The organism is Pseudactinotalea sp. HY158 (assembly GCF_009660225.1).
Taxonomy (GTDB): Bacteria; Actinomycetota; Actinomycetes; order Actinomycetales; family Beutenbergiaceae; genus HY158.
Genome location: NZ_CP045920.1, coordinates 204,396 through 221,353 on the forward strand (window position 1 = coordinate 204,396; position 16,958 = coordinate 221,353).

Consider the following 16,958-nt stretch of genomic DNA (forward strand, 5'->3'; position numbering starts at 1 on the left):
GAAGAAGGAGACTGAAGACATGCGCGTCATGGCCCAAATGGCAATGGTGATGAACCTCGACAAGTGCATCGGCTGTCACACCTGTTCCGTCACCTGCAAGCAGGCGTGGACCAACCGGACCGGGATGGAGTACGTCTGGTTCAACAACGTCGAGACCCGGCCCGGCCAGGGCTATCCCCGCGGCTACGAGGATCAGGAGAAGTGGCGCGGCGGCTGGGAGCTCGGCAAGAACGGCCGGCTCAAGCTCAAGGACGGCGGCCGCGTGGCCAAGCTGCTCAAGCTCTTCGCCAACCCCCGCCTGCCCGGCATCGAGGACTACTACGAGCCGTGGACGTACGAGTACGACAAGCTCCTCAACTCCCCCGCCCAGCAGCAGATCGTCACGGCGCCGCCGAAGTCCCTCATCACGGGGGAGCGGGTCGACATCCAGTGGTCGGGCAACTGGGACGACGACCTGGGCGGCACGTACGCCCACAAGGACAAGGACCCGATGATCCGGGGCATCGAGGACAAGGTGAAGCTCGACTTCGACAACACCTTCATGTTCTACCTGCCGCGCATCTGCGAGCACTGCCTCAACCCGACGTGCGTGGCCTCCTGCCCGACCGGCGCGATCTACAAGCGCGCCGAGGACGGCATCGTGCTGGTCGACCAGGACAAGTGCCGCGGCTGGCGCATGTGCGTCTCCGGGTGCCCGTACAAGAAGATGTACTTCAACCACCGCACCGGCAAGGCGGAGAAGTGCACGTTCTGCTATCCCCGGATCGAGAACGGCGAGCCGACCGTGTGCGCGGAGACCTGCGTGGGCCGGCTGCGCTACATCGGCCTCGTGCTCTACGACGCCGACCGCGTGACCGAGGCCGCCTCGACCCCCGACGAGCACGACCTGTACGAGGCGCAGCGCAGCCTCATCCTCGACCCGAACGACCCGGAGGTGCTCGACGCCGCCGACCGGGCCGGCATCCCCTACGACTGGGTCATGGCCGCCCAGCGCTCGCCGATCTACGCGCTCATCCACACCTACGGCGTCGCGCTCCCGCTCCACCCGGAATACCGCACCATGCCGATGGTCTGGTACATCCCGCCGCTGTCGCCGGTGGTCGACGCCGTGCAGGACACGGGCTACGACGCCGAGGACGCCGAGAACCTGTTCTCCGCGATCGACACGCTGCGGATCCCGGTGGAGTACCTGGCGAACCTGTTCACCGCCGGGCACGTGCCCACCGTCGAGCGGGTGCTCTACCGGCTCGCCGGGATGCGCTCGTACATGCGCGACATCAACCTCGGCAACGAGCCGAAGGAGGGCATCGCCAACGCCGTGGGCCTCACGGGCCGGGAGATGCAGGCGATGTACCGGCTGCTCGCCATCGCCAAATACGACGAGCGCTACGTCATCCCCGCCGCCCACTCCGAGCAGGCGCACGACATCGAGGGCAGCCACACGGACTGCCCACTCAACGGCGAGGGCGGCCCCGGGATGTCCGAGGCCATGGGCAGCGACCCGCTCGGGGTGGGCGTCGGCGGCAAGGGCAAGGTGACCCTCCTCGCCTGGAACCCGGACGACCGGCCGGAGAAGATGTTCCCGCCGCGCCTCGGAACGGCCCCGGCATGAGCATGCTCAAGGCCCTGCTGGACCGGCGCCGCAACACCGAGCTCGCGCTGCCCGACGTCCGCGCCGCCCACGCCTGCGCCTCCTGGCTCGTGGGCTATCCGGGCGACGATCTGATCGAGCGGCTGCCGCAGCTCGGCGAGATCGCCGCGGGACTCGACCCGCGCCTGGGCGAGCCGCTGGCACGCACGGCGCGCGCGTTGGCGAGCTCCGACGTCCTCGAGCTGCGCAGCCTCTACGTGGACACGTTCGACACGCGCCGGCGCGGCTGCCTGTTCCTCACCTACTACTCGAACGGCGACACCCGCCGGCGCGGGATGGCGCTCGTGCGGATCAAGGACACGTACCGGCGCGCCGGGCTCGAGGTGCCCGAGACCGAACTGCCCGACCACCTGACCCTCGTGCTCGAGTTCGCCGCCGGGCACGACGCGGCCGGCGGCATGAAGATCCTCACCCAGAACCGCCCCGGGGTGGAGCTGCTGCGGATGCACCTCGAGGCGATCTCCTCGCCGTGGCACGGCGCGCTCGAGGCGATCTGCGCCACGATGCCCCCGCTCGGCGACGTCGACATCGAGCAGATGGCCCAGCTCGCCGCCGACGGCCCCGAGACCGAGGAGGTCGGCCTCGACGGCTACGGGGCCGACGCCCACAACCTGCATCCCGCCTCGCGCCCGGGCCCGACGGGCTGCGGTTCCGCCACGGAGCAGCCCGGGTACGGACCCGGCACCGTGCCCGGCACCGGCCCCACCCAAGGCCGCACCGTTCCCGAGGGTATGCGCGAGTTCCCGCTCACCCCGGCCCGATCAGAAGGAGCGAGCTCATGACGACGACCTGGGAGACCATGCTGTGGGTCGCCTTCCCCTACGTGGTGCTCGCCATCTTCATCGGCGGGCACATCTGGCGGTGGCGCTCCGACCAGTTCGGCTGGACCACCCGTTCGAGCCAGATGTACGAGTCGAAGCTGCTGCGGATCGGCTCGCCGGCCTTCCACTTCGGCATCATCGGCATCTTCTTCGGCCACGTGGTCGGCCTGGGGGTCCCGAACACGTGGACCCGGGCGATCGGGCTGTCCGACCACTGGTATCACATCATGGCGATCACGATCGGGCTCGCGGCCGCGGTCGCCTGCGTCGGCGGGCTCATCCTGCTCATCTACCGCAGGCGCACCAACCGGCGCGTGTTCGGCGTGACGACCGTGATGGACAAGGCGATGTACCTGTTCCTGGCCCTCGTCATCGTGTTCGGGGTGCTCGCCACGGTCGTGCACACGGCCATCGGCACCTACGACTACCGGGAGGGGGTCTCGCTCTGGTTCCGTGAGTTCTGGAGCTTCCAGCCCGACCCGGCGCACATGACCAGCGCGCCGGTCTTCTTCCAGCTGCACGTCATCAGCGCCCTGCTCATCTTCGCGATCTGGCCGTTCACGCGCCTCGTGCACGTGTTCAGCGCGCCGATCGGCTACCTCACCCGCCCCTATATCGTCTACCGCAGCCGGGGCGCGCAGCGGGAGCGCCGGGGCTGGGAGAAGGTCGGCTTCTGACGATGCGGTGCGCGGCGGTCATCCTCGCCGGCGGCCGCGGCTCGCGGCTCGGCGGGGTGCGCAAGGCCGAACTGCGTGTGGACGGCGACGCGCTCCTCGCGTACGTCCTCGCCGCCGTCGAGGCGTGCTCGGAGCGGGTGGTGGTCGGCTTCCCGGACCTGGACGTGCCCGCGGGGGTCGTGCTCACCCGCGAGGATCCGCCCGGGTCCGGGCCCGCGGCGGGAATCGCCGCCGGGATGGCCCGGGTCGGGGCGGGCGCCGACTGGGTGCTCGTGCTCGCGTGCGACCTGCCCGGGGCGGGGGAGATCGTGCCGGAGCTCCTCGCGGCCGCCGCGGCGGCGCCGGCGCAGGTGGAGAGCATCCTCGCCCGGACCCCCGCGGCGGACCTGCCCCCCGGCGACCGTGGCGGCGATCGGGGCGGCGATCGGGCCGGCGACCGGGCCGGCGCTCGGGCCGGCGACGTCGAGGGCCGCACCGAATGGCTCACCGGCATCCACCGGGCCGGGGCCCTGCGGCGGGTGATCGCAGCGCGCGGGGAGGGGCTGATCGACGGATCCGTGCGTCGTCTCTTCGCCTCGATGCGGCAGGCGACGATCGCGGCACCACCCGGATCCACGCGGGACGTCGACACGTGGGAGGACCATCGGTACTGGCTCGCGCGAGCCGGGGAAGGACGGGAGAGATGAGCACGAACGGCGACATGGGCAGCGACGTCTGGCGGCCGTGGATCGAGCGGGCGGCCGCGGCGGCCGGGGTCGACCCGGCGTGCGTCGACGTGCCGCTCATCCACGACCTGACCAAACAGGTCGCGCACCGGTACGACCGGCCGATGGCACCCGTGTCCTCCTTCCTCCTCGGCGTCGCGCTGGGACGCGCAGCGGGTGACGGCGGCGCCGACCAGGCCGCGCTCGCCCGGGAGCTGGTCGACCGGATCGTCGCCACCCTGCCCGAGGAGGCGGCCGACCCGCGTGCGGGCGGCGACCGGGCGTGAGCGGCCGATGACCACCCCGACCGGCACCGGCGAACGGGTTCCCTACGAGGACTACCTCGCCGGGATCCTCGCGGCCACGGGTCCGCTCCCGTCCGAGGACGTCGGGCTCGGGGATCCCCTGGCGGCGGCCGGGCTCGTGACCGCCGCGCCCGTGCGCTCGCGCTTGCCGGCCCCGGTGTTCACGAACTCGGCGATGGACGGCTTCGCCGTGCGGGCCGCGGATCTCGTCGCGGCCGCCGCCGGCGGGGAGGTCGGGGCCGCCGACGGGTCGACCGTCCGACTCGAGGTGAGCGCGGACCTTCCCGCGGCGCGTGCGTGCCGGCACCGCCGTGGCGGCCGGGGACCGCGGTGCGGATCATGACGGGTGCGCCGCTGCCGTCCGGTCCCGACGGTCCCGACACGGTCGTCCCGGTGGAGTTCACCGATCAGCCCCTCATGCGCGCCCCGCTGCCCGCCCGCGTTCGGATCCCCGCGGACTGGCCGGCCGGCCGCAACGTGCGCGCCGGGGCTCCGACGTTCCGGCCGGGGCCGAGATCCTCGCGGCCGGCACCCGGCTCGACGGCGCGGCGCTCGCCGCGCTCGCGGCCGTCGGGGTGGGGTCGGTGCGCGTGCATCCGCGCGTGCGGGTGGCGATCATCGTCACGGGTGACGAGCTGGCGGCCACGGGGGCCGACCTGGCCCCGGGGCAGGTGCCCGATTCCAATGGGATCCTGCTGCGGGCCACCCTAAGCGACTTCGGTGCCGACGTGCGCCGGCACCACACCTGCAGCGACTCCCCGGAGGCCTTCGGCGCCCTGATCGACGACGCCGCGGCCGATGTCGACCTCGTGATCACGACCGGCGGGGCCTCGGTCGGCGCGCACGACGTGGCCCGGCAGGTGCTCACCACCCGGGGCGTGCGGTTCGCCGCGGTCGCGATCCAGCCCGCGAAGCCCCAGGGCTTCGGGATCGTCCGCGGCGTGCCGGTGCTCGCACTCCCGGGTAATCCGGGCGCCGTGCACGCGAGCCTGCACGCGCTCGTGCGGCCCGTGCTCGCCCGTCTCGGCGGGGTGCGCCTTCCCGCGCCGCTGCGATTGCCGGTCGCCCGGGGCTGGACGGCGCGCCCGGGCCTGCGCCAGTTCGTGCCCGTGACGATCGGGCCCGAGGGGATCTCCCCCGTCATCCCCGGCGGCGTGGCCGCCCACCGGGTGAGCTCGATGGCTCACGCCGATGGGCTGGCCAGTGTGCCGCCCGGGATGGCTCAGGTGTGCACCGGAGACATCCTCTCCGTGCTCGTCACCCGCGCCTGACCCGCGCGCGACGCAGGGCCGCGCCGCCCAGGAGCAGGCCCGCCGCGAGGAGTAGTCCCGCCGCCGTTGTGACTCCGGTGACGGGGAGCGCGGGGGCGCGGCCGTCCTCCTCGGAATCCGGCCCCGGAGAGGAATCCGTCGGCCCACTCGACCCGCTCGGTTCACTCGGCTCACCCGGGTCCGTGGGATCGGTCGGCTCACTCGGGTCCGTGGGGTCCGTGGGCTCGGCCGGCTCCGTGGGGTCGGTCGGGTCCGTGGGCTCCGTGGGGTCGGTCGGGTCCGTGGGCTCCGTGGGCTCCGTGGGGTCCGTCGGCTCGGTCGGGTCCGTCGGGTCCGTGGGCTCCGTCGGGTCCGTGGGCTCCGTGGGGTCGGTCGGGTCCGTGGGGTCCGTCGGCTCGGTCGGGTCCGTGGGCTCGGGAACATCGGTCGCCATGGCGAAGACGTGCAGCTGATTGTTCTCGGGGAACGTGACCGCCGTGATCAGCAACCCGTCGGGGGCCTCGAAGCGGTCCGTGGCGAACACGAAGGCCCGGTCCCTGTCGCCGTTTCGCCGGTCCATCCTGGCCACCACCGAATTGCCGTCGATCGGCTCATCGGTCTCGGTGGGATACATCCAGTCGCCGAAGGCGAGCGGCGCGCGGACCACGGATCCGTCGGAGAGGGTGAGTTCGACCTCGCCCCGCTGGGTGCCGTTCGTGGCGGTGCCCACGAACGAGATCGCGGTCGACTCGTGGGCCAGGGTCACCTGCTGGCCTGCCGCCGTGATCGTGTTCGGCAGCCCTGCGGGAACATCCGGCCACGTGTAGTCGAGGCCGTGCACGCTGCGCTCGGCCCCGGGGGTGAGCCCCACGTCCGCCAGCGCCTGCTGCGAGAGGCTGTTGCCCACGCTGTCGAGGTTTCCGAGCCCCGAATTGAACTCGTCGGCGCTGCCGACGGTGTTGTATGCGGCGAGCAGGCTGCCGGGGCGCGCGATGCGGATGGAGACGGGCATGGTCGCCGGGGAGCCGGTGCCCGTCGCCGACACGGTCAGGAGCGAGTATCCCTCGGCGGAGTCCGCAGGGATCTCGAGCGGGATCGATGCGTGAGCGCGACCGAAGTCGTCGAGGCTCACGTCCTCGGCGCCCAGCTCGGTTCCGGCGGAGTCGGTCACCCGAACGTCCACGCGCTCGCCACCGTCACCGAAGGATTGCACCGTGACGTCGACCTCCGCCGACGCGCCGGGCTGCGCCGTGATCTGCGGGCTCATCGTTCCGATGATCACGTCCGCGCTACCCGCGGTGAACGAGGGCGGTGCCGACGACGGGGCCGTTCCCCATTCGGCGTCGGCCTCCTGCGCGAGCGTCATCTCCACGACCCCGCCCTCGGTCCACAGGTCGCTCGGGAGATAGGTCCGATCCCATGCCTCTCCGTTGACCGTCATGCCCGAGATATAGCGCTTCCCGTCGGCCGCACCCGGGGCCTTGATCTCGATCGAGTTGGCGCCGTCGCGTTCGAAAAGCACGCGGTCGAACCGGGGGGTGTTGACGCTGACGACGTCGGTCCCGGGGGTGACGGGGTACATTCCGGTCGCCGCCCAGACGTACCAGCCGGCCATCGCACCGAGGTCGTCGTTGCCGGGCTTGCCGTCGGGGCGGGGTTGGAACGAACTGGCGATCACGGCGTCCACCAGTTCGGAGGTGCGCCACGGTTGCCCGGTGTAGTTGTACAGCCAGGGCACGCCCAGGCCGGGCTGGTTGCCGATCCACAGGTGGTCGCTGTTTCCGCCGGCGTTGTGCTCGGACGTGAACTCGTCGAGCAGCGCGACCGTGGCGTCGTCTCCTCCGAGGGCCTGAATGAGCGCGGTCACGTTCTGAGGAACGAGCCAGGTGTACTGAACGTCGCTGCCCTCGTCGAAGCCGGCCTGCCCGAATCCGCTGCCCCCGGGCATGACGAACGCGCCCTGGGCGGTGCGGGCGGAGCTGAGCCGGGTGGCGGGGTTGAACACGTTCTGCCAGGACTGGCCGCGCTCGGCGAACTCGGTGGCCGTCGCTGACTCGCCCAGCGCCTGCGCGAACTGCCCGATCGCGAAGTCGGAGATGGCGTACTCCAGTGTGACCGAGGCCCCGACGACCTGATGGTCGCCGCGCAGCTCCTCGGTCTGCGGGGCATAGCCCAGGTCGAGGTAGGCCTCGACCCCGGGCCGCTGGCGGTAGCCGTTGCTCGCCTGGCCCGCCGTGGTGGCGCCCTTGATCATGTATTCCAGCGCGGTGTCGGTATCGAAGTCGGTGGCGCCGAAGGCGTGCATGCTTGCGATCAGGGGCGGGATGGGGTCTCCGGTCATCTGCCCGCTGTAGCTGTTGGCCACGGGCCACTTGGGGAGCCAACCGCCCTGGACGGCGTCGTTGACGAGCGACTGCGCCATGTCGGATGCCCGATCGGGTGCGATGAGCGCTTGCAGGGCTCCGAGCGAGCGGTACGTGTCCCAACCGGCGAAGTTCGCGTACTGGGTGTGTCCGGGCTCGACCTCGTGGATGGCGTCGTCGAAGCCGATATAGCGGCCGTCGACGTCGTTGAACGTGTTGGGGAACAGGAGGGACTGGTACAGGGAGGTGTAGAACATCGTCAGGTCGTCGCTGTCACTGCCCTCGACCTTCACGCTCCCGAGCAGGTCGAGCCAGGCGTCCCGGTTCTGCTGTTCGACGGCGTCGAAGTCCCATCCGGGGATCTCGGCGGCGAGGTTCGCCTGGGCGCCGGCGACGCTCACATAGGAGATGCCGACCTTGCTCTTCACGGTGGCCTCGGGCGCGAACGTGAACCAGGCTCCGGCGCGGCGGTCCCGCACCGACGCCCGGCCCACCTCGAGGTCGGTTCCCTCCCAGGTTCCGAACTCTTCGAAGTCCTGGTCGAACTCCATCGCGTAGTAGAGCGTGTGCTCGTTGTTCTTCCCGCAGAAGCCGCCGGTCGTGATCGATCCGGTGACCGTTCGTGTTCCCGAGACGGTCAGCTCGGCGTCGCGGACGTCGGCGAGCGACCCGCCCGCGTCGACGATGACCTGGGAGGCCTCCGCCTGCTTGGAGTAGTCGAAGCTCAACCCGCCGGCACGGGTGGCGGATACGAGGTCGACGTCGGTGCCCGCGGCGTCGAGACGCACCTGGTAGCGGCCGACCGCAGCGGTCTCGTCGTCGTGCGAGAAGTGCTCCGTCAGGTTCCAGGGCTCGTCGCCGACATCGCCCGTGACCGGCAGGATCGGCAGGTCGCCGAAGATCCAGCAGCCGGCCGAGGCGTGCGTCATGCTGAAGCCGCGGATCTGGTCGTGGCCATAGCGATAGCCGGCATACGCCCCGAGCGTGTCGGGCGAGAGCTGCATCATCCCGAAGGGCATCGACACCCCGGGAAAGTTGTTCACCTCGGTCACCGCGGCGCCGGAGGCCTCACCGGTACCGATGAGCGGGTCGACGTAGTCCAGGGGCGCCTCGACGTAGGACGCGCTCGTCGGGGGAGCGTCGATGGGTGCGGCGATCGCGCCGCCGGCGCCCACCAGACTTCCCGCCCCGACGATCGCGGCGACGGCCGCGACGCGTCGCGGCCGTGTGGTCCACGTTGAACTCATCAACTACTCCTTTGGTCGTGACGATCTGGCCGGGCACGCCATGGTGCGCCGGCCTATACCAGCGTCGATGCGGTATGTCAGTCATAGTGGTCCACGTCTGGCAACGTTGTCAAAGTGAGGATGTCGTCATGTCGACCGGCGGCGCGAGCGGGGAGGAGCGCCCGGCGCCGGGGCGGAGAAGTCTCCCCGCTCAGCCGGTGGGGTGGGTGGAGTCGGTGGGGCGCGTGAACTCGGCGGGGTGGGTGGCATCGGCGGGATCGGCGGGATCGGCCGGATCGGCTGAGCCCGCGAGTCCCGCGAGGCCGGCGAGGTGCTCCCCGATCGGGAACGCGGCCGTCGCCGCGGGGGAGGGGGCGTTGAGCACGTGCACCATCCGTTCGGTGCGGGCGAGCAGGAAGTCCTCCACGAGGCGGCCGTCCGGGCGTAGTGCCTGGGCGCGGATCCCCGCCGGGAACGGCCGCAGGTCCGCCGTGCGCAGCGAGGGGGCGTAGCGGCGCACCCGGGCGGCGTAGGCGTGCTTCGACGCCGAGCCGCGGGCCTCGTCCCAGCCCACGTGAAGGTGCCGGGCCGCGAGGTGCCAGAGACCCGGATAGGTGAGGTAGTCCGCGATGTCGCGCAGGTTCACGCTCGCCTTGCCGTAGCCCTCCCGGGCGCGGCCGAGGACCGCCGAGGGCCCCACGCTCGTCCCGCCGCCGATGAGCGGGCTGATGTGGACGCCCAGGAACGGCAGCTGCGGATCGGGCACCGGGTAGATGAGCGAGCGGGCGAGGGGCGGTCCGGCCAGGCGGTGGTACTCGCCGCGGAAGGGCACGATCCGAACCCCGGGATCGAGCCCGGCCAGGCGAGCGAGCCGGTCGCTCTGCAGCCCCGCACAGGCGAGGAGCCGGCCCGCCTCGATCCGCCGCCGGCCCGTGCCGGATCCCGCGACCACCTCGACGCGGCCGGGGCGTTCGTCGACGGCCGTCACCTCCACGCCGAGCACGAGCCGGACGCCCCGGCGGACGAGGTCCATCGCCAGGCGACGGGTGAGCAGGCCGTAGTCGAGGATCCCGGTGCTCGGGATGTGCAGGGCGCACACCCCGACCAGGGCGGGTTCCCGACGCCGCAGCTCGGCGCCGTCGATGAGCTCGTGGGGCAGGCCGATCGCCGCCGCGTTCGCGGCCAACTCCTCGAGGCCGGCGACCTCGGCGGCGTCGACGGCGACGATGTGCTTTCCGCAGCGGCGCATCGGCACCCCGTGGGCCCGGGCGAACTCCTCGGTGGCGCGGGCACCGGCGAGGCAGAATCGGCTCTTGAGGCTTCCGGGCGGGTAGTACACGCCCGAATGGACGACCCCCGAGTTGTGCCCGCTCTGGTGTGCGGCGACCGAGCGCTCCTTCTCGAGCACGACGATCCGGGCGCCCGGATCGTGGCCGAGCACGGCGTGGGCCGTGGCGAGCCCGACGATCCCGCCACCGACGATGCACACGTCCGCCTGCACGGCCACCTCCTCTGCGCCGGGGCGGGCCCGCGGGCCGGCGTCGTGAAACCGGGCCGGGGCAACCGATGAAACTGCGGTGAAACCCCACGGTCGCACACTGAGGTCATGACAGCCACACCAACGAACGACCGGACATCTGCACCCGCGGTCCGTGCCCGCGGCCTCGTCAAGGCCTTCGGGAGCCACCGCGCCGTCGACGGCATCGACCTGGACATCGAGCCCGGGGAGATCTTCGGAGTGCTCGGACCCAACGGCGCCGGGAAGACGACCATGATCCGCATGCTGGCCACCCTCCTGCGCATCGACGCGGGCCGGGCCGAGATCTTCGGCGTGGATGTGGCCACCTCGGCGCATCGCGTGCGTCAGCTCATCGGGGTCACCGGTCAGTACGCCTCCGTGGACGAGGGACTGACCGCCCGGGAGAACCTGCGGCTCTTCGCCGGACTTCAGGGCCTGAGCTCGGCCCGTGCCCGGCGGGTCAGCGGCGAACTGCTCGAGGAGTTCGGGCTGTCGGAGGCCGCCGACAAGACGCTCGCGAAGTTCTCGGGCGGGATGCGCCGACGCCTCGACCTGGCCGCCAGCCTCATCACCAGGCCGCCCCTCATCTTCCTGGACGAGCCGACCACCGGGCTGGATCCGCGCACGCGAAACCAGATGTGGAGCACGATCCGCTCGCTCGTGGCGGGCGGGGCGACCGTGCTGCTCACGACCCAGTACCTGGAGGAGGCCGACGAACTGGCCGACCGGATCGCCGTGATCGACGACGGACGCCTCGTGGCCCAGGGAACCCCCGCGCAGCTCAAGGCCTCGATCGGCGGCTCGAGCCTGCAGCTCGTGCTCACCGACCCCGCCCAATCGGAGTCGGCCCGCCGGCTCGCAGGCGCGGTCATGGGAGCCGATGTCGTGTACGAGCCCCGACCGGGTGAGCTCCGCGTCGGGCTCCGGGCGGCCGACGAGGCGGCCGGGGTGCTCGTGGCCCTGCGTGAGGCCCACGTCGGCATCGACACCATGACCGTGCGGGAGCCGAGCCTCGACGAGGTCTTCCTGACGATCACCGGCTCGCCCACCCGCCCCGGATCGCCCACCCGCACCGAGTCGCCCACCCGCACCGACGTTCTCGAGGAGGTCTGAGCCATGACGACCCTGACGACAACCGATTCCGGCCCGGCACGCACCCGGCCGCCCGTACCCACCGAGCTGCCCCCGCGCGTGAGCCTGGCCGACGCGTGGAGCCAGACCCTCGGATTCGCCTCCCGCGCGATCAAGAAGATGTTCCGCAACCCGGAGCAGTTCTCGGACGTGACCGTTCAGCCGCTCCTGTTCACGGCGATGTTCGCGTTCATCTTCGGCGGGGCGATCAGCGGGGACGTGGCGAGCTACCTGCCCATCATGATCCCGGGGATCCTAGCAATGACCTGCCTGACGGCCTGCATGGCCACGGGGGTGCAACTGCGCGAGGACATGGACACCGGAGTCTTCGACCGCTTCCGCTCCCTCCCGGTCGCCCGGATCGCACCCCTGGCCGGCCCGATGGTCGCCGACCTGCTCCGTTACGCGATCGCGGGGTCGCTCACCTTCGCCGCGGGCATGGCGATGGGCTACCGCCCGGGCGGCGGCGCGGCCGGCGTGCTCGCGGCGCTCGCGCTCGTCGTGCTCACCGGGTGGTCGCTCTCGTGGGCGTTCACCTATATCGGCACCATCGCCCGGTCCGCCCAGAGCGTCCAGGGCATCTCGATGATGGTCCTGTTCCCGCTCACGTTCCTCTCGAACGCGTTCGTTCCGGTCGACACCCTGCCGGGCTGGCTCCAGGGATTCGTCCGGGTCAACCCCATCTCGCACGTGGTCTCGGCCGTGCGGGACCTGGCCAATACCGGCTCCGTCACCGCCGAGGTCGGGTGGGCGTTGCTCGGCTGCGCCGTCGTGGTGGCGATCTTCGCCCCGCTGTCGGTCAGGAGCTACCAGCGCGAGCGATGAGCCCGATCCGCTCGTGCATGAGCGGCACGAGGTCCGCGCCCCGGTGCCCGGCGAGGGCCCGCGTGGCCGCGGGCAACGCGAGCGGGTCGCGCGCGGCCACGGCGCCGGCGAGCGGCTCCCGGGCGAGCGAGGGGAGGAACCTGTTGTAGCCGAAGGCGTCCGCGAGGGCGAGCAGTCCGGCGACGTCGACCGGCTCGAGCCGGTCGTGCAGCATCCCGGCGGCGGCGAGGGCGAAGCAGACGGTCCCCAGCACGGGGAAGTCGTAGTCGCGGCGCACCGGATCCGACGCCCGCCGGGCCCGCCGCACGAGGTCGTCGAAGGCGTCTTGACAGACGTCGGGGGTGTCGGGATCGTGCCGGGTGCGCACCGCGAGCGTGGCCGCGCGCGTGACCAACGCCCACGGATCGAGGCCGTCCGGGGCGGGCAGGGAGAGGGCCCGCGCGTCGTCCCCGCGTCGCCCCACCTCGACGAGGAGGGCCCGTGCCGACGAGACCTCGCCCCGGGCGTAGGAGATCTCCGCGAGGCCGAGCAGGACGGCGACCTGGGCGCCCAGCCCGCGGCCCCGGCGCTGCTGCGCGGCGATCTCCCGCAGCGCGGACTCGGCCGCGGCCAGATCACCCGCGGCGAGGGCGGCCGCGGCGATCACCGCCCGGCACTGGAGCACGTCCTCGACGGCCCCGAGCCGCTCGAGCACCGGCAGGGCCCGGCGGGCCTCCGCGCGGCTGGCCTCGAACTGACCGAGCTGGCCGTGCAACTGAGCCAGGATCGCGTGGTGGTTCGCGAGCAGCCACGGCGGATCCTCGGGTGCCATCCGCCCGAGCGATCGCTCGAGCGTGTGGACGGCGCCCGCGGGGTCGCCCGCGTTCTCGAGGTGCAGCGCGAGGAACGGCGCGGCGACGACGGCGGTGAGCCGGTCCGGGTCGGCGGCGAGGCCCCGGAGCCGGATCGGCACGAGGGGCGCCATCCGGCCGGGCGCATCCGCAAGCTGTCCGGCGATGCGGGTCAGGGCCGAGACGACCGGATCGCGGCCCGGCTGCCGCCGCAGGTCCGCGAGCACCCGGTGTGTCTGCGTCAGCGGGCTCGAGACCGGCAACATCGCCCACGTGACGGCGAGGATCGACAGCCCCGCCCGGGCCTCCTCCTCGAGCTCGGGCGGGACCGATCTGCCGGTGAGGAGCCGTTCGACGGGCCCGAAGGAGTCGACGATGCGGAGGTGCTCGCCGCAGATGAGCCAGGAGGAGACGAGGGCGGCGAAGACCGGCACCGCGACGTCCATCTCGCCGCGCTCGAACGCCTCGCGGAGCACGTCGGCCAGCGTCGCCTCCTCCCGGTGGAGGGCATCGAGGACATCGAGCTGCCCGGGCCCGTACACGCCGCGCAGGTACTCACGGCAGGCGCCCGCGGCCCATGCGCGCACCGATGCGCGGGCCTCGGCGTGGCGACCCGCCCGGGCGAGGCGGCGGGCACCGTACTCGCGGATGGTCTCGAGCATGCGATAGCGCGGGAGCCCGCGTGACTCGTCGATTCCGAGGAGGGACTGGTCGACCAGCGCGGCGACCGCACCGGGCGCATCGGCACCGAGCATCGACTGCGCGGCCTCCGCGGTGAAGCCGTCGGGCCAGGCCGACAGCCGCGCGAGCGCGTCCTGCGCGCCGGCGTCGAGGAGCTGCCAGGACCAGTCGATGACCGCCTCGAGGGTGCGGTGCCGCCGGGGCGCACTGCGGTCCCCGCCCTGGAGCAGGGCGAATCGGTCGGGCAGCCTCGCGAGGATCTGGGGCACCGACATCGTCCGCACCGTCGCCGCCGCGAGTTCGATCGCCAGCGGGAGGCCGTCGAGTCGCTCGACCAGGAGCGCGACGTCGGACTCCTCGACGACGGCGCCGGGCCGGACCGCCGTCGCGCGATCCCGGAACAGCCGCGCGGCGTCGTCCGCGCCGAGGCCGCCGAGGGCATAGACGTGCTCGGCCGTGAGCCGCAGCGGCGCCCGCGAGGTCGTGAGCACCCGCAGGTCTCGCACCTGTGAGAGCAGGAACGCGACGAGATCCGCGACGGCACCCGCGACGTGCTCGCAGTTGTCGAGCACGAGGAGGCTCGGGGCGCCCTCGAGCTGCCCGGCCACCCGTGACGGCAGGTCCGCGGGCAGGCCGCGCCTGCCGGGACGGGAGACCGATTCGCGCATATTCAGGGCCGTGGCGACCGCCCCGGCGACCTCCCCCGGCGCGGAGACGCCGGCGAGCTCGACGACGTGTACGGCCGGGCGGGTGCTCGTGGCCGCGATCTCCTGGGCCAGCCGGGTCTTGCCGAGACCGCCGGTGCCGATGATCGACACGAGCCGGGCCGTCGTGAGCATCCCCCGCACCGCCTCGAGATCCGCGCGGCGCCCGAGCAGGCTCGTGGCGGCGTGGGCGACGCCGGAGCGCACCGGCCGATCGGATGCGAGCAGCTCCCGGTGGACGGCCTGCAGCGCCGGTCCGGGGCCGGTTCCCAGGTCCTCGCTCAGCCCGCGCCGGATCGCCTCGAACCGGGCCAGCGCGGCGCCGGGGCCGCGGGTCGCCGCCAGCTCGCGCAGGAGGGCGGCCTGCAGCTCCTCGTCGCGCGGCTCGGCCGCCACGAGCTCCTCGAGGTCCTCGAGGTCGTGTCCGAACCGGCCCAGCCGCGAATCCGCCAGCGCCAGCACGCGCCGGGCACGCGGCTCGGGGCCCAGGGCCAGCGCGGCCCGGGCGTGTGCACCCGCCCGGACCGGCTCGCCGGCGGTGAGGGCCGCATCGGCCGCGCGGGCGAGCTCGGCGCGGGCGAGCACGTCGACCGAGCCGGGGGCCAGCCCGAGCCGGTATCCCGCCGGGGTCCGCTCGATCACCTCCGGTGCGGTCGCGCCGCGGGCCCGCGAGACGAGGATCTGCAGCGCCTTGAGGGGATGGGCCGGAAGGTCCTCGCCCCAGACCGCCCGGATGAGCGCTGCGGAGCCGGCGCCGTCGGGATGCGCGGCGGCGAGCGCCGTCAGCAGGCTGCGGAGTCGGTCCCCGGGCACGGGGCGGCCCTGCCAGGACACCCCGCCCTCGACTCGCAGCCTGATCTCCACGCCCGCAGTCTAGGTCGCCGCGGCCGGGATCCTCAGGGGGCCGTGCGCCCGGCGAGCAGCACCCGGAGCCTCGGCCCGAGGGCCACCCCGTCGGCGCCGTGGATCTCGGGCACGTCGGAGGTCGGCGGGGTCCACAGGGTGTCGAGGTTGGCGGTCGGGGTGCCGTGGGCGAGCACCTGCTGGCCGGGGGTGAGCTCGCGGATGACGATCGCGCAGACATGCTCGGGGTGGTCGGCGGCGAACTCGCGGTAGATCATCGGATCGTGCTGACCGTCGTCGCCGATGAGCACCCAGGAGATGTCCGGGAACTCGCGGTGCAGGCGCCCCAGGGCATTGCGCTTGTGCTCCTGACCGGACCGGAACCAGCCCGTGTTCGTGGGCCCCCAGTCGGTCATGAGCATCGGCCCGGCCGGGTAGGCCCCGGCGGCGAGGGAGTGGGTGAGCGCCGGGGTGATGTTCCATGCCCCGGTCGAGAGGTAGAACACCGGGGCGCCGGGGTGCTCGGCCAGGAGGTCGGAGTACATCCGGGCCATCCCGGGCACGAGCCGGCGCGCGCGCACGTGCCGCACGAACGTGTTCCACAGCGCGATGAGCGGGCGCGGCACGGACGTGATCATGACCGTGTCGTCGATGTCCGAGACGAGTCCGAAGCGTGCCCGCGCGCCGATGATCTGCACCCGGGCGGTCGCGGGCTCGGCGGCCTTGGTGAGCACCTCGACCGTGTGCCACCCCGGTGCGAGGTCGTGGCCGCGGATCGTGTGGTCGATATAGCCCGAGCGGTCGGTCTTCGTGCGGAACTCCCGCGCCCCGATCCGGATGGTCACCGGGATGTAGCCGACCGGGGCGGTGACGTAGGAGCGCCAGCCCCGCTGGTTGAACACCGCGTGCGCCAGCTCCTCGCTCGTGCTCGCCCGCTCCACGTTGGCCTCGGCGGCGAACCGCCGTCCGAGGACCACCCGGCCGAGGACGCGCACGAAGCTCTCGCTGCCGTAGCCGGTATAGCTGATGGTGCGCGGGCGCCAGCCACGTCGGCGCAGGTAGGGAGTGAGGCGCCGGTGGACGCCGTCCTCGATCCGTGCTGCCACGTGGGTACCGGCCATGTGTGCAGGCTACCGAGTCCGGCCCGAACGGACGAACCCCGTCTCCCCGGGCTACGAGGCCGGGGCCACGCGACCGTCGTGGAGGATCTGCCGGGCGACCGGCTTCTCCAGATCCTGCGCCACGCCGCAGCCGACGCACTCGAGGCGGTAGCGGCGCGAGACCGGCACGGTCGGGATGAAGAACAGCGTCAGCTTCGTCAGGTGCTCGATCAGTCGGTGCGGCGCGGCCTGCCGGCAGCTCCAGCACACCATGGTCAGGGTCCGCAGGATCCGCAGGTACCCCTTCGAGCCGAGAATGATCACGGGA

The 16,958-nt window shown here is 72.6% G+C and carries 14 protein-coding genes and 1 pseudogene; 10 read left to right on the forward strand and 5 right to left on the reverse strand.

What is annotated here, in order from left to right; translation table 11 throughout:
- The first annotated feature begins 19 nt into the window (after positions 1–19).
- From narH to GCE65_RS00970, 8 genes and pseudogenes are all read left to right on the forward strand, one after another.
- Positions 20–1,612 (forward strand): nitrate reductase subunit beta, encoded by a 1,593-nt coding sequence (narH, locus tag GCE65_RS00940; RefSeq protein WP_152817872.1) that lies wholly within the window; start codon positions 20–22, stop codon positions 1,610–1,612.
- On the forward strand, positions 1,609–2,433 hold the full coding sequence (gene narJ / locus GCE65_RS00945; protein ID WP_152817871.1) for a nitrate reductase molybdenum cofactor assembly chaperone: 825 nt from the start codon (positions 1,609–1,611) through the stop codon (positions 2,431–2,433). Before narH ends, narJ begins: the two co-directional genes overlap by 4 nt.
- Positions 2,430–3,149 carry a respiratory nitrate reductase subunit gamma gene (gene narI / locus GCE65_RS00950; RefSeq protein WP_153877059.1) on the forward strand — a complete coding sequence of 240 codons (720 nt, stop codon included), beginning with the start codon at positions 2,430–2,432 and terminating at the stop codon, positions 3,147–3,149. The genes narJ and narI overlap by 4 nt, the downstream gene beginning before the upstream one ends.
- 2 nt (positions 3,150–3,151) lie before the next feature.
- The gene (locus tag GCE65_RS00955) at positions 3,152–3,835 is read left to right on the forward strand and encodes a molybdenum cofactor guanylyltransferase (protein WP_153877060.1); all 684 of its coding nucleotides are present in this window, start codon (positions 3,152–3,154) and stop codon (positions 3,833–3,835) included.
- Positions 3,832–4,140, forward strand: coding sequence for a DUF6457 domain-containing protein (locus tag GCE65_RS00960; protein WP_153877061.1), 309 nt, complete (start codon positions 3,832–3,834; stop codon positions 4,138–4,140). Before GCE65_RS00955 ends, GCE65_RS00960 begins: the two co-directional genes overlap by 4 nt.
- A gap of 7 nt (positions 4,141–4,147) precedes the next feature.
- A complete protein-coding gene (locus tag GCE65_RS00965) occupies positions 4,148–4,501 on the forward strand; it encodes a hypothetical protein (RefSeq protein WP_153877062.1) in 354 nt (117 codons plus the stop codon).
- Positions 4,498–4,584: pseudogene (locus GCE65_RS16930) on the forward strand (hypothetical protein); the annotation flags it as partial. The gene GCE65_RS00965 and the pseudogene GCE65_RS16930, both read left to right, overlap by 4 nt.
- Before the next feature lie 158 nt (positions 4,585–4,742).
- The gene (locus GCE65_RS00970) at positions 4,743–5,429 is read left to right on the forward strand and encodes a molybdopterin-binding protein (RefSeq protein ID WP_228760043.1); all 687 of its coding nucleotides are present in this window, start codon (positions 4,743–4,745) and stop codon (positions 5,427–5,429) included.
- Here GCE65_RS00970 and GCE65_RS16145 read toward each other — a convergent pair.
- Both GCE65_RS16145 and lhgO read right to left on the reverse strand, forming a co-directional pair.
- A complete protein-coding gene (locus tag GCE65_RS16145; RefSeq protein WP_194928765.1) occupies positions 5,416–9,018 on the reverse strand; it encodes a GH92 family glycosyl hydrolase in 3,603 nt (1,200 codons plus the stop codon). The genes GCE65_RS00970 and GCE65_RS16145 overlap by 14 nt on opposite strands.
- 190 nt (positions 9,019–9,208) lie before the next feature.
- Entirely contained in the window at positions 9,209–10,498 is a 1,290-nt protein-coding gene (gene lhgO, locus GCE65_RS00985; protein ID WP_228760044.1) for an L-2-hydroxyglutarate oxidase, read from the reverse strand.
- A 105-nt stretch (positions 10,499–10,603) separates the two neighbouring features.
- On the opposite strand from lhgO, the gene GCE65_RS00990 reads away from it, so the two are divergent.
- Positions 10,604–11,629 (forward strand): ATP-binding cassette domain-containing protein, encoded by a 1,026-nt coding sequence (locus tag GCE65_RS00990; protein ID WP_153877065.1) that lies wholly within the window; start codon positions 10,604–10,606, stop codon positions 11,627–11,629.
- Positions 11,630–11,632: 3 nt separating this feature from the next.
- Positions 11,633–12,472 carry an ABC transporter permease gene (locus GCE65_RS00995; RefSeq protein WP_153877066.1) on the forward strand — a complete coding sequence of 280 codons (840 nt, stop codon included), beginning with the start codon at positions 11,633–11,635 and terminating at the stop codon, positions 12,470–12,472.
- Here the strand turns inward: GCE65_RS00995 and GCE65_RS01000 are convergent.
- The 3 genes from GCE65_RS01000 to GCE65_RS01010 are packed head-to-tail and all read right to left on the reverse strand — an operon-like array spanning position 12,447 to position 16,954.
- Positions 12,447–15,551 (reverse strand): BTAD domain-containing putative transcriptional regulator, encoded by a 3,105-nt coding sequence (locus GCE65_RS01000; RefSeq protein ID WP_153877067.1) that lies wholly within the window; start codon positions 15,549–15,551, stop codon positions 12,447–12,449. The two genes, GCE65_RS00995 and GCE65_RS01000, sit on opposite strands and share 26 nt — an antisense overlap.
- A 32-nt stretch (positions 15,552–15,583) precedes the next feature.
- Complete coding sequence (locus tag GCE65_RS01005; RefSeq protein ID WP_152817864.1) at positions 15,584–16,651, reverse strand: App1 family protein; 1,068 nt, start codon at positions 16,649–16,651, stop codon at positions 15,584–15,586.
- 51 nt (positions 16,652–16,702) lie between these two features.
- On the reverse strand, positions 16,703–16,954 hold the full coding sequence (locus tag GCE65_RS01010; protein WP_152817863.1) for a zinc-ribbon domain-containing protein: 252 nt from the start codon (positions 16,952–16,954) through the stop codon (positions 16,703–16,705).
- Between the last annotated feature and the right edge of the window lie 4 nt (positions 16,955–16,958).